The 12974-nt window shown below is 54.4% G+C and carries 10 protein-coding genes; 8 read left to right on the top strand and 2 right to left on the bottom strand.

Going from position 1 to position 12974, the window contains the following annotated elements; translation table 11 throughout:
• The first annotated feature begins 726 nt into the window (after positions 1-726).
• Positions 727-1017 carry a CD3324 family protein gene (locus ACI1P1_RS03630; RefSeq protein WP_416214998.1) on the top strand — a complete coding sequence of 97 codons (291 nt, stop codon included), beginning with the start codon at positions 727-729 and terminating at the stop codon, positions 1015-1017.
• A 666-nt stretch (positions 1018-1683) separates the two neighbouring features.
• Positions 1684-2541, top strand: a complete 858-nt coding sequence (locus ACI1P1_RS03625) for a polysaccharide deacetylase family protein (protein ID WP_416214997.1) — start codon at positions 1684-1686, stop codon at positions 2539-2541.
• A 45-nt stretch (positions 2542-2586) separates the two neighbouring features.
• Here the strand turns inward: ACI1P1_RS03625 and ACI1P1_RS03620 are convergent, their stop codons facing one another.
• Complete coding sequence (locus ACI1P1_RS03620; protein ID WP_416214996.1) at positions 2587-3513, bottom strand: LysR family transcriptional regulator; 927 nt, start codon at positions 3511-3513, stop codon at positions 2587-2589.
• Positions 3514-3726: 213 nt separating this feature from the next.
• On the opposite strand from ACI1P1_RS03620, the gene ACI1P1_RS03615 reads away from it, so the two are divergent.
• The 5 genes from ACI1P1_RS03615 (at position 3727) to ACI1P1_RS03595 (ending at position 9016) form a co-directional block, all read left to right on the top strand.
• Entirely contained in the window at positions 3727-4389 is a 663-nt protein-coding gene (locus tag ACI1P1_RS03615) for a succinate dehydrogenase cytochrome b558 subunit (RefSeq protein WP_416214995.1), read from the top strand.
• A 135-nt stretch (positions 4390-4524) separates the two neighbouring features.
• On the top strand, positions 4525-6288 hold the full coding sequence (sdhA, locus tag ACI1P1_RS03610; RefSeq protein ID WP_416214994.1) for a succinate dehydrogenase flavoprotein subunit: 1764 nt from the start codon (positions 4525-4527) through the stop codon (positions 6286-6288).
• A gap of 2 nt (positions 6289-6290) precedes the next feature.
• Positions 6291-7052 (top strand): succinate dehydrogenase iron-sulfur subunit, encoded by a 762-nt coding sequence (gene sdhB, locus ACI1P1_RS03605; RefSeq protein ID WP_416215177.1) that lies wholly within the window; start codon positions 6291-6293, stop codon positions 7050-7052.
• 189 nt (positions 7053-7241) lie between these two features.
• Complete coding sequence (locus ACI1P1_RS03600) at positions 7242-7721, top strand: MarR family winged helix-turn-helix transcriptional regulator (RefSeq protein ID WP_416214993.1); 480 nt, start codon at positions 7242-7244, stop codon at positions 7719-7721.
• The gene (locus tag ACI1P1_RS03595; protein WP_416214992.1) at positions 7718-9016 is read left to right on the top strand and encodes an MFS transporter; all 1299 of its coding nucleotides are present in this window, start codon (positions 7718-7720) and stop codon (positions 9014-9016) included. The genes ACI1P1_RS03600 and ACI1P1_RS03595 overlap by 4 nt, the downstream gene beginning before the upstream one ends.
• Positions 9017-9071: 55 nt before the next feature.
• On the opposite strand, the gene ACI1P1_RS03590 is transcribed toward ACI1P1_RS03595, so the two are convergent.
• Positions 9072-11210 (bottom strand): HelD family protein, encoded by a 2139-nt coding sequence (locus ACI1P1_RS03590; RefSeq protein ID WP_416214991.1) that lies wholly within the window; start codon positions 11208-11210, stop codon positions 9072-9074.
• Between the two features lie 696 nt (positions 11211-11906).
• Here ACI1P1_RS03590 and ACI1P1_RS03585 point away from each other — a divergent pair.
• Positions 11907-12929: a LacI family DNA-binding transcriptional regulator gene (locus ACI1P1_RS03585; RefSeq protein WP_416214990.1), complete on the top strand. Its 1023-nt coding sequence runs from the start codon at positions 11907-11909 to the stop codon at positions 12927-12929.
• The last annotated feature ends 45 nt before the right edge of the window (positions 12930-12974 follow it).

Here is a 12974-nt window from a genome sequence, read left to right as displayed (position 1 = left end):
GCTTGCGGTAGAGAATCAGGAGAGATTCGATATATTCATTTCTTCCCTTGAGGACATGGCTTCCTATGGGGTTTAATAAAGGAGCCGGCGAATCCTTTACGAAAGGAGTGTGATCGACATGATTACTTTCCACGAGGTGATTTCCGCCTAATTAGCGGGAGTCAGCTGTAGAAAGGGGAGGGACCGCAAGGTCCCTCTTTTAGTTGATAATCGCTTCTGCTGCGATTCCCGCCTCCAATTGGCTTCACCGATTTCGAGGCTTCCATAACACATCCGGCTTGCGGCATGGACCGTGTTATTTCAGGACAGCCCCGCTGGAGAGGTTTCACAGATAAGAAATTTTTTGCTTGATGTACATAAGGCATGTGTTATATAATGGTAACGTTATCGGCGGTATAGCCGGTAAACATGATGCGAAGGGAGATGGCGACAATGAAAAAGCTGTTTACTGTTGGGTTTGGAATGAATAATGAGGTGCTTGCCAACTGAATAAACGCAGGACTATAACCATCCCCCGGACCAACAATACGTATGCGTACGCGCATGTTGTGGCACGATGTGGTTATCGTGTTTTTTTTATTCCCCATTACGGAAAAATATTGAAAAAATACCAAATTAAGGAGGTGTGTCAAATGATGAAGCAAGTTGCAGGAGTGCTGTTCAATCAGCTTACCGGAACCCATGTCCGCTCTATCATCGTAATGACAAATAACCAGGAGGTACTGTATGAGTTACAAAAACGGAAAGGACGTTCTTCCCCCTAGCTTGCTTAAGCAGCTTCAGGATTACATCCAGGGGGAGATCATTTATATTCCCAAAAAAGAACAGAAGCGTGCCGGTTGGGGCGAAAACAACGGCACCCGGCTGATCATTGAAAAACGCAACCGTGAAATTTATGGCCGCTACAAAAGCGGCTCCACCATCTTCGAGCTGATCCAGATGTACCATCTGTCTGAGGACAGCATCCGCAAGATTATCGTCAAAACCAGGGAACGGGTTACGAATGCAGCGCCCTAGAGAAGCCATCTCCCGTCGCGGCTCCATAACCGTCCCCGCTATCCCCAAACACCCTCATCCTGCCGGTCCGGCAAGGTGAGGGTGTTTTTTTTGGTTTGCCCGTGAGAGGGTGAGTGAGCGGCTAACGGCGGTGAGAGCCGCTATTTATGCGATATCGGCGTTGATATTTTTCTAACGGCGGTGGGAGACGCTATGTGGAGCAAAATGGCCAGAAACAGGCCTGTTTGGAGCCAATAACGGCGCTGGCATCCGTTAGAAAATTGCCGCAGGCCTTTTGAGCCAAATAGAGGCTCTGGCCGCCGTTAGATGGGCATCCCATCGGGAAGCCTCTTCTATTCAAGCAAAACACCAGTCTTATCTCGGCCACCCCATCAAGTCAAGCTAACCTGCCGCTCCGGAGTCCGCCCTTGCAAGCTAACCTCCCATCCCCGCTCCGGTGTCCGTCCCGGATGGCCCACCTAGTCTGGCTCGGACTCTCCAACTGTCCGGAGCCATCCGCTTCCCCAACAACAAACGTAAGCCCCCATTAACATTTGTGGGCTTATGCAGCTTTGCCGGGCTTATTTTAAGAGGGAATGCCTCTATCCTATTCTTTCCCTTTTTTTCTATCGCGGTTTGCCGTACAATGGATACGGTTTCTTATATTGTCGAGAGGGGTTTATTCGTTTGCCGCAACACCGTTTTTTTGCACTTCCGTCGCTTGTCCGCTATTTGTTCGTTGTTGTGCTGTTAACCATGCTGTGCCTTGCCGTTGCCGACAACAACCATTCCCGCCCTTATTATAAGGATAAGGTAGCGGTGCTGGTCTATCATCACGTGGCGGATGAGGATATGGGCTCGGTGACCATTACACCCGGGCTTCTGGACCGCCAGCTGAAGGATATGAAGCGGCGGGGCTACCACTTTATTACCATGGAGGATTTCCGCCGCTTCACCCAGGGCGGTGAGGTGCCGCGCAATGCGGTGCTGGTTACCTTTGATGACGGATACAAAAGCTTTTATACCCATGCGGTCCCGGTGCTGTCCCGGAATCAGGTGCAGGCCGTCAATTTTATTGTGACGGAATTTATCGGGCATCCGGAGAGGAGCACGATTCCTTCCCTAAGCGCCGCGGAGATGACGGAGCTTGCCGATCATAATAGCGCCGAGCTGCAATGTCACTCCAATGCCCTGCACAAGCAGGTGAATCCGAAGGAATCCTATCTGTCGGGGAAGCTCGAAAACAAAGGCAAACCGGAAACGGATGAGGAGTACACCAGCCGCATCCGGCAGGATACCCTGTCCTGCTCAACGGAGCTGAAGCGTTTCCGGTCCAAGGCAGATGCTTATGCTTATCCGTATGGTATGTTCAACGCCAAGGTTCCCGGGCTTCTCCAGGAAGGCGGCTTCCGCTATGCCTTCACCGTTCAGCCAGGCATAGTGACCCGCAAAACCAACTGGATGGAGATTCCGCGGATCAATGCCGGTTCCCCGTTTATGACCCCGAAGCGGGTTCACAAAAATATAATGAGAAAGCTGCATTAAATTTGACGGCCTGCCCTCCGGTTTACGGGGGCGGGCTTTTTTTGCCTACTTTTGCCCATCCACCCTCCGGTTCCCTTCCGCCCGGTAAAACTCCTGCGCCCGCGCCACAAACGCATGTACGGCGGTTTGAACGCTTCCCTCCGTGTTCAAGATCAGGGAGGTGGTGCGGATGGCGGCCAACAGCTCGGGCAGCTGGATAGCCTTCATCTCCGAGCTCCCTCCGCCAAGGGTCCGCTCCAGGTAGGAGGCGGGCAGAAGCGTGGCACAGCCCAATACGGAGCCTAATCGGAGAATGGCTTCGAAGGAGTCGATCTCCATTTTGACATTGGGATAAGCGTCATGCTGCTCGAACAGCTCGTCCATGAGCACCCGATACCAGGTTCCTTTGGAAAAGAGGATCATAGGCAGCTGATGCAGGTCCTTCATGGTCAGATCCGTCCGGCTCAGGTACGGATGCCCGGCAGGCAGCACCAGGGACAGGTGGTCATCGAACAAGGGGTAACACTCCAGCCGCGGATGGTCGATCACCGAGGCGACCAGTCCAAAATCCGCCTTATTTTCCCGCACCAGTTCGACGATTTCATGGGTTTTGCCGGTAATGGCTTGAATGTCGGTTTGCGGGTGGTCCTTATTGAACAGGGAAATAATCTCCGGGAGACTGGATTGCAGGGTGGTGAGACTGGCTCCGATGGTAATGCTCGACGGCATCTCGGGGGAGATGAAGGGCCGCAGCCGGGTTTCGAACTCGGCGGTCATTTCCCGCATCCGCAGCGCATAATCATAGCAAATGCGGCCTGCCCGGGTCAGCTCCAGACGTTTGCCCCTGCGCTCGAAGAGGGCGACACCCATCTCCTCCTCCAGGTGCATGATTTTCCGGGACAATGCGGGTTGGGACAAATTTAGTACACGGGAGGCTTTATTCAGACTTTCCTGCTCCACAACAACAGCGAATATATCCAGGTTATTCTGCACGGAAGTTATCCTCTTTTCTCTCATATAGCGAACATACATAACCCATTATAATAAAAATGCACTTCCCTATTAAGCCATAAAGCGTTAACATAAGGGGAGACACAGAATGTTCACATTTAGAAATGCAGCGTTTACATGAGAAATAATAGGGAAAATGGTAATATGAGTTTTGTGAACGGTTTGTGACAACGCTGCTGAGAGGGGTTTTTGCGTATGAAGGGGAATTCCTATTTCTACCGTAAGCTGCATTCCCTGCTGGGTGTCATTCCGGTGGGCGCATTTCTTGTGGAGCATCTTTATACCAACTACGCAGCGTATCACGAGGGGCATGAGGGCTTTCTTGCCAAGGTGGAGTGGCTGAACAGCCTTCCGCTGGTATTCTTTATGGAGCTCTTCGGCATCTGGCTGCCCATCCTGTACCATGGCGTGTATGGCTTGTACGTAGCTTATACCGCCCGCAACAACCCCAAGCAGTACGGCTATTTCCGCAACTGGATGTTCACTCTGCAGCGGGTGACGGGAGTGATTACGCTTCTGTTTATTGTTTGGCACGTGTTCGAAACCCGGGTCCAGGTGGCATTGGGCAATGTAGCCCATGACCAATTAGGCGTGCGTATGCATGAGATTATCAGCCAGCCCTGGGCGTTTGTGATTTATGTGATTGCGGTGGTTTCGGTTTCGTTCCACTTCGCCAACGGCATGTGGTCCTTCCTGGTCAGCTGGGGCATCACCATTGGTCCTCGCTCCCAGCGGATTTCCGGCTATGTGTGGATGGGCGTATTCGTGGTAATGTCCGTGATGTTTATTCTGGCGCTGACGGCTTTCGCCGGTATGGACTTCAGCCAGCGGCCCGTGACGGCGCTATTGCAGCCCTGATTATTCTATCGATTCCGGGCTTTCCTAACGGAAAGCCCCAGCTTATGCTTACGACGCAGGTTTTCTTACAGAAAACCCAAGCTTATGCTTACGATGCTGGCTTTCCTTACGGAAAGCCCTTAGGAGGGGACGGATATGGCGACTTCGAACATTATTGTGGTCGGCGGCGGTTTGGCCGGTCTGATGGCAACGATTAAAGCCGCGGAAGCCGGCGTTCATGTAGATCTGTTTTCCCTGGTTCCCGTTAAGCGCTCCCATTCGGTATGCGCTCAAGGGGGCATCAACGGGGCAGTCAATACCAAGGGGGAAGGGGATTCCCCGTGGGAGCATTTTGACGATACGGTATACGGCGGGGACTTTCTGGCCAACCAGCCTCCGGTCAAAGCCATGTGCGAGGCTGCACCGGGCATTATCCACCTGATGGACCGGATGGGGGTTATGTTTAACCGGACACCCGAAGGGTTTTTGGACTTCCGGCGTTTCGGAGGCACCAAGTACCACCGCACTGCCTTTGCGGGAGCGACTACCGGCCAGCAGCTGCTGTATGCCTTGGATGAGCAGGCCCGGCGCCAGGAGGAAGCGGGGCTCGTAACCAAATATGAGCATTGGGAGTTCCTGTCCGCCGTTCTTGATGATGAAGGGGTATGCCGCGGCATTACCGCCCAGAATTTGCGGAGTATGGAGATTGAGGTGTTCAAGGCGGACGCCGTCATCCTGGCCACGGGCGGACCGGGTATCGTGTTCGGAAAAACCACCAATTCGGTGATTAACACCGGTACGGCCGCTTCTGCTGTTTACCAGCAAGGGGTCCATTTCGCCAACGGGGAGTTTATCCAGATTCACCCTACAGCCATTCCCGGGGATGACAAGTTGCGGCTGATGAGCGAATCCGCCCGGGGCGAAGGCGGCCGGATCTGGACCTACAAGGATGGCAAACCCTGGTACTTCCTGGAGGAAAAATATCCCGCCTACGGCAATCTGGTGCCCCGTGATATTGCCACCCGTGAGATATTCCACGTTTGTGTGGATTTGAAGCTGGGGATCAACGGGGAGAACATGGTTTATCTGGACCTGTCCCACAAGAATCCCCGGGAGCTGGACATCAAGCTGGGCGGCATTATCGAAATCTATGAAAAATTCATGGGTGAGGACCCGCGGAAGATTCCCATGAAAATCTTCCCTGCTGTCCACTATTCCATGGGCGGACTATGGTGCGATTATAATCAAATGACCAATATCCCCGGGCTGTTCGCCGCAGGGGAATGTGAATACCAGTACCACGGCGCCAACCGGCTGGGGGCCAATTCCCTTCTGTCCTCGATTTTTGGCGGAATGGTGGCGGGGCCGAAAGCCATTGAATATGTCCGCGGGCTTGACAAGCATGCCGAGGATCTTTCCTCTACCATATTCGAGCGGGAGGCCCAAAAACGGGTAAAGCAATATGAGGACCTGCTCAAAAAGGACGGCAATGAAAATCCCTATGTCCTCCACAAGGAGCTGGGGGATTGGATGACCAACAATATGACGGTGGTGCGGGTGAACAAACGCCTGGAGGAAACCATTGTCAAGATCAAGGAACTGAAGGAGCGTTATGCCCGGGTCAATGTAAACGATACCTCCCGCTGGAGCAACCAGGGTGTGGCCTTCACCCGGCAGCTGTGGAATATGCTGGAGCTGGCGGATGCCATGACGCTGGGGGCGCTGCTCCGGGATGAAAGCCGCGGTGCCCATTACAAGCCTGATTTTCCGGACCGCAACGACGAACAATTCCTGAAAACCACCATCGCCACCCATCATCCCGACGGGCCGAAGATCACCTATGAGGCTGTGGACACCTCGCTGATTACCCCGCGGAAGCGGGATTACACCACCGACAAGAAAAAGAAGGGGGCGCAATGACTATGGCTGAAGCAGCGGCGAAACGCTCCATCAAATTCATCGTCACCCGGCAGGACAGCTCGGACAGCAAGCCGTATACGGAGGAGTTCCAGATTCCGTACCGTCCCAATATGAATGTGATTACGGCGCTTATGGAAATCCAGCGGAATCCCGTAAACGCGGAAGGAGGTTCAACCTCTGCCGTTTGTTGGGAGTCCAACTGTCTGGAGGAGGTCTGCGGCGCCTGCTCCATGGTCATTAACGGCAAACCCCGGCAGGCGTGCACCGCCTTGGTGGATCACCTGGAGGAGCCGATCCGGGTTGCGCCTATGTCCACCTTCCCGGTGGTCCGGGACCTGGTTATTGACCGGGGGCGGATGTTCAAGGCGCTGAAGAAGGTGAAGGCGTGGATTCCCATTGACGGCACCTATGATCTGGGGCCAGGACCGCGGATGGCGGAATCCAAACGCCAGTGGGCCTATGAGCTGTCCAAATGTATGACCTGCGGCGTTTGTCTGGAGGCCTGTCCCAATGTCAACGACAAAACGGACTTTATCGGGCCTGCCGCTATTTCCCAGGTGCGTCTGTTCAATGCCCATCCCACCGGGGAAATGAACAAGGAGGAACGCCTGGACGCTCTGATGACCGACGGCGGCATCGAGGGCTGCGGCAACTCCCAGAACTGCGTGCGTTCCTGCCCGAAGGGTATTCCGCTGACCACCTCCATCGGAGCCATGAATGCGGATACCACCAAACGTCTGTTCAAAAAATGGCTGGGGATGTAAAGCGGTCCCCCAAAAGTGACGTGATGCTTCGAAGCAGATTCCGATTACTTTTGGGGGAGCCCCCGGAGAAATCTATTTTAAATTACAAGCAGCCTATCCCTTTTGGGGAAGGCTGCTTTTCTGGTATTGACCCACAATAGTTGTTTTACATATAATTGTTTAAACAACTATTTTGGAAGAGGGATTGAATTGAAGGAATCATTGGATGATGTGAAGTGGGAGCTGAACCAATCGCTAGGCTTTGCATTAGGTGTCGCTTCCCGGCGGATGTCCCAGCTTTTTGGGCAGCGTCTGAAGGAGTATGGGATTAGTCCCGAACAATGGTCGGTGCTTCATTTGATTGCCGGGCAGGAGGGTCTGATCCAGAAGGAGATTGCCGAACGTTCCTGTAAGGATAAACCGACAGTGACCCGGATTCTGGATGTACTGGAGGAGAAGGGGCTGATTTCCCGGAAGCCGGGGGAACAGGACCGGAGATCCTTCCGTCTGTATCCTACCGGTAAGGGCAGGGAGTTGGCACAGAACACAGAGCCGCTGGAGCGTGGAGTAAACAGGGAGCTGGCGGATAGTTTAGGGGAAGAGGCGTATGACGCACTGTTAGCCCGGTTGAAGGAGATTATCCGTTTCGCCGATGCCCTCCTGGAGAAGGAACAGGGGGTTAAGGAATGAGCGGCAAACCTTTGTCCCAGCCGGGCGGTGCCGAGCCATTATGGACCCGCTCCTTTATTGTTCTGACCATCAGCTATTTCCTGATGTTCATGTGTCTCCAAATGCTGCTGTCCCCGTTTCCGTCCTACGTGAAGGACCGGTTCGCCCCGGGGGATGTGGCGCTCAGCCTGGTCACCAGCCTGTTTGCGCTGACGGCTATTGCGGCCCGCTTCGCCACAGCCGCCTTGATGAAGCGGATCAGCAAAACAGGGCTGCTTTATACCAGTCTTGGGATTTCCGTAGCGGCTACGCTGGCTTATCCGCTGGCAGATTCCTTGGGTTCGCTGCTGGCTTTACGTATGTTATTCGGGATCGGCTTCGGCATGGGCAGCACGGTGATGCCCACCTTGGTGAGCCGGATTATCCCCACCCGCCGGATGGGGGAGGGCATCGGTTATTTTGGCCTGTCCACCAGCTTGGCCATGTCCTTTGGGCCAATGATCGGCCTGGCGCTTCTGGACGGCTTCGGCTTCGGCGTGTTGACCGTGTGGGGAGCGGTTGCGGCAGCGGCGGTTATTCCTCTATTGGCCATTACGCGGGCGGCGGGAGTATCTTCCCAGGCTGAATCAAGCAAAAGAAGCGCTGTGGAAGTTCAACGGGCAGCCGGCAATGCTTCCGGCGGTGTCCGGCAGAGGGAGGAGCCGCCTTCAACAGGGCTGGCCGGCAGGCTGTGGCTGCCGTTAACACTGAACACGCTGCTGTCCTCCTGCTACGGAGGCATTCTCAGCTTTCTGGCATTGTACGGGCGGGACATCGGGTTGGCCAATATCGGCCTGTTTTTCCTGTTTAATGCCCTCACGGTGCTGGCTGTCCGGCCGGTTTCGGGCTGGCTTTATGATACCCGGGGGCATGCTGTGGTTCTGGTGCCCGCCGCTATGGTTTTGGTGGCAAGCCTCGGACTGCTGTCCTATACCCACTCCATGGTGATGCTCATGTCCTCCGCACTCCTGTTCGGATTGGGCTATGGCGCCGTCCAGCCTACTGTGCAGGCCTGGATGCTGGGCGGATCTCCACGGTCCAGCCATGGGTTGATCAACAGCCTGTTTTACAACAGCATTGATCTGGGGGTTGCCGTGGGCTCCATGGGCCTGGGAGTGGTGGCTGCGGCCACCAGCTATGCGGTGATGTACCGGTTTTCCGCAGGAATTATGCTTCTGTTTCTAGTGCTATATCTGGCGGTGGCCGTTGCCGGCGGCAGGCTGCGGAAGAGACTCGGTGAAACGGAGCTTGCCGCGCCAGTCCGCACAGAGCCATAAATAAAACCTCGCTTTCCATGGGAATATCCCGTTGGGAAAGCGAGGTTTTTCGGTTTTATGAGTGTGTTGCCTCTTCATCAGGCAGCAGCGGTGATGGTTGACCCGTATACTGGAGCCGCAGATCATGCAGCGCCCGGGTACAGGCCACATACAATAGCTTGGCATCCCGGGGGGAAGCCTTGTAGCGGGTTTCATCCACATCCGTCACCAGCACGGCATCGAACTCGAAGCCTTTAGACAGATAGACAGGAAGCACGGAAAGTCCGCCGCCATAGGATTGCTGGGAGGCAGTAAGCAATGCAGGGGAAAAGCCTGCATTGACCAGCTCTTTGTGGATGGCGGCGCATTCCTTTTCAGTGCGGCCAATAACGGCGATGGTGCCGTGTGCCTCCTCCGACAGCTCGCGGACAGCCTGCACAATAGCGGGCATCCGTTTGGCGGTCTGCTCCACCCGGACCTGCTCGCCGCTGCGGAAAACAGGGACAGCCGGGCTGACCGCTACTCCGCTGTGGGCGATAACTCCATTGGCAAACTGGATGATCTCCATAGTAGAGCGGTAGCTTCGGTTCAACTGGAAGGTTTCCGTTTCCTCCCCATCGAACAGTCCGGCGAACTCTTCCCAGCTATGGACACCCTTGTAATCATGGATACCCTGGGCCAGGTCGCCCAGTATGGTGAAGGAATGATTTTTGCTGTGCTGCTTCAGGACCAATACCTGGAGCGGGGAAAAATCCTGGGCTTCGTCGATTACAATATGGTCGAACCGGTCATTGCCGTGAATGCCGTAGAAGCGGTTATGAATATATAACAGGGCGGCTAAATCCTCCTGAAGCACCTCGCGTTTGGCCAGACGTTTCCTGGATTCCTCTGCCCGCTGCTCCGGAACCCACTGCGGCCGGGTTTCCGGCTCGAACAGTCTCCGGTAGAAATCCAGTGCCGAGGGAGGGCTCCAGCTTTTCAGATAAGCCTTCAGTCTGGCGCCAGCCAGCTTTTTGCGGTCCTTACGGATCTTAGGGTCTCGTGTGGCTTCCAGCTCCATCTCCAGCCAACGTCTGATCCGGGCTTCCACCCGCTGCCGCCGTTTGCCGATGGGTTCATGGACAGTCTCTACATAGAACCAATGACGAATGGTTTTGCCTGGCAGCTGACGGGTCCCCTCCCAGGGAGTGAAATCCTGCAGAGCGCAATATTCCTTTTCGTATACGTCCAGCTCCCGGCTGAGACGGTCTGCCAGCTCCGCGGAGCCTTTCCATCTGCCTGAGGGAATCGGCTCTTCTGATTCCGCAGGGTTCCCGGTGGTATCTTGGTGCGGTGCAACCGCAAACCGCTTCTCCAGATCCTGGGCCTCGCTGCCCAGCTTGAGGTTGTCGTCCAGCCGTTCCAGCGCCCAATCGGCAAAGGTGGTTTGGGCGATGTCTCCCACCCCCAGCTCCGGCAGCACCCCGGAGATGTAATCCAGGAACATCCGGTTAGGGGCAAAAATAATCATCCGCTCCGCCTTCACCTGATCCCGGTACTGATAGAGCAGGAAGGCCAGCCGGTGCAGGGCCACGGTGGTTTTGCCGCTGCCCGCAACGCCTTGGATAATCAGAGCCTTGTTTTTGGCGGCCCGGATAATTTTGTCCTGCTCCGCCTGGATGGTGGAGACGATATCCCGGAGCTTGTTATCCTTGTTCTCTCCCAGACGGTACAGGAGGAACTCATCCGTCACTGCACCTTGGCTGCTGCCCCGCAGGTAACTGTCCGTCACCCGCTGGAGAATCTGCTTGCGGATGACCAGGTTCCGCTTCAGGTAAACCAGCCCCTCCACCAGCCCGTCGGGGGAATCGTATTCCGCCGGCCCGTCGCCGCCTGTGAAGGAATAGAAAAGACTGGCTACAGGAGCCCGCCAGTCTATGACCAGCGGATGGCCGCCGATCCGGTCCTCTACTCCCGCCTTGCCGATGTAGAGGGGAGTCGGGTCGCTATGTCCGGCCTCCTGAAAGTCCAGTCTTCCGAAGTAGGGCTCCGGCAGGGCGACTGCCAGCTTGTGCCGGGTTTCTTCCCGGAGTCCCTCCAGAACCTGCTCCGTAAAATCACTCCCGTTATACCGGGACATGGCGTTTAATTCATCCAGCTGCCGGCTGATGATCCGTCCGGCCTCCTCCAACCGGAGGAGCTCTTCTTGATAGGCACTTTGAATGTCGGTATCCATATTCAGTTACCTCCTAAGGTTTTTACGCCAGTAAAAACCGGCATCGTAAGCATAAGCTAAGGTTTTTACGCCAGTAAAAACCGGCATCGTAAGCATAAGCTAAGGTTTTTACGCCAGTAAAAACCGGCATCGTAAGCATAAGCTAAGGTTTTTACGCCAGTAAAAACCGGCATCGTAAGCATAAGCTAAGGTTTTTACGCCAGTAAAAACCGGCATCGTAAGCATAAGCTAAGGTTTCACCATATGTTTTAGGCCGATAAAGCGGAACTGTAAGAATATCACAAATGGTGGAGTGGCGCAACCGTTTGTTGGAAACTCCTCTAGAGGCTATACTCGAAAAATCATATATAAATTGTAGAGCAGCCTTGATTTAGTGTGTTATATATGAAATATCATATATAAATTCCCCGATGTTACCTTTTTCCTCGGAATGAACTCGAAATTTCATATATAACCCGCCGAAAACAGTGGTTTACAAAAATTGTACTCGAAAAATCATATTCGATGGGGCGGCTGGACAGCCACATGCTTGCCCAATGACTGCCATGTCTATCATTGACGCCAACTGTTAATTAGGCTAAAATAAATCTAAAGCATTATTTAAACGTTTCAACTAATCAAGTAAACGTATTCAAGCTGTAACCCGATAACCGGAGGTGCACGGCCCTGAAAAACAAACAGATTACCATCATCGACGTGGCTAGGGCCGCTGGTGTCTCCATTGCCACTGTTTCCAATGTACTGAACCGGCGGAATGTTCCCCTGGCGGAGGAAACCATCCGCAAGGTGGAGGACGCGGTGCAGCTGCTTGGCTACCGCCGCAATGAGATGGCGGCCAGCCTCAGCCGCAAAAAAACCTATGAGCTGGGCCTGGTTTTGCCCCATTTTAACGGTTATTTTGCGGATTTTGCCCACGCCATGCAGGATGTGGTCCATCAATTCGGCTACCATCTGTCCGTATACTCCTCCACCGGGAAGCCGGAGCTGGAGAAGCGGCATATGGAAACACTTCTGCGCCGCCGGGTCGACGGACTGTTTTGCCACGGCTTGGCCATGAATCCGGAGACCACCCGCAAGTTTGTCGGCGAAGGCACACCGATGGTGCTGTTTAACGCCTATAACTGGCCGGAGAACGTGGCGCTGGGTGCCGTTAATCTGGATTTTGCCGGAGGAGCGGAGAAGGCGGTGCTGCATCTGGCGGAGAGAGGCTGCAGGCAATTGTTCTATATTAGCCGCGTAAGAGCCCGGACTACCAACCAGCAGCGGCTTGTCGGCTTTCAGCGTGGTGTGGAGGGCTGCGGAATTCCACATCGGATCATTCCGACTCAAGGCATGTATGAGGACGAGATTTTTGAGTCTATTGAAGATGTAGTGAAACAAGGTGAGCCCTTGGGTATCCTGGCCTTTGACGACGGCGACGCGTTTATGCTGATCTCCCGGCTGCAGGCCCGCGGGTACGATATTCCCGGCCAGATCAAGGTTGTGGGCATCAATAACCAATCGGTGGCCCAGCATAACTGGCCCTCCATCACCAGTCTGGATATCGATCTGGACAATCAGGTTTCCCATGCGGTATGTATGCTGCTTCAGCATTTGGAGGAAGGTGCGGCGCTGCGGAATATTTCCCTGGAGCGATTTGAAACGGTGAAACCAACCGGCAGTCCGGCCCATGAGATTCATATTCCCATGCGGCTGATTCCCCGGATGTCCACCGAATAACCCTCTCCCAACTTGAAGACGCACTTTTATACATGTATCTAAAAA

Origin of the sequence: Paenibacillus mesotrionivorans (assembly GCF_046098205.1) — a bacterium.
GTDB lineage: Bacteria > Bacillota > Bacilli > Paenibacillales > NBRC-103111 > Paenibacillus_AR > Paenibacillus_AR mesotrionivorans.
This window is presented reverse-complemented; position numbering and strand designations above follow the sequence as displayed.

What these genes read in the sequence shown, in the direction of transcription:
- ACI1P1_RS03630 (WP_416214998.1), top strand. Translation starts at nt 727, where the DNA reads ATGAGTTACAAAAACGGAAAGGACGTTCTTCCCCCTAGCTTGCTTAAG.
- ACI1P1_RS03615 (WP_416214995.1), top strand. Translation starts at nt 3,727, where the DNA reads ATGAAGGGGAATTCCTATTTCTACCGTAAGCTGCATTCCCTGCTGGGT.
- sdhA (WP_416214994.1), top strand. Translation starts at nt 4,525, where the DNA reads ATGGCGACTTCGAACATTATTGTGGTCGGCGGCGGTTTGGCCGGTCTG.
- sdhB (WP_416215177.1), top strand. Translation starts at nt 6,291, where the DNA reads ATGGCTGAAGCAGCGGCGAAACGCTCCATCAAATTCATCGTCACCCGG.
- ACI1P1_RS03595 (WP_416214992.1), top strand. Translation starts at nt 7,718, where the DNA reads ATGAGCGGCAAACCTTTGTCCCAGCCGGGCGGTGCCGAGCCATTATGG.
- ACI1P1_RS03590 (WP_416214991.1), bottom strand. Translation starts at nt 11,210, where the DNA reads ATGGATACCGACATTCAAAGTGCCTATCAAGAAGAGCTCCTCCGGTTG.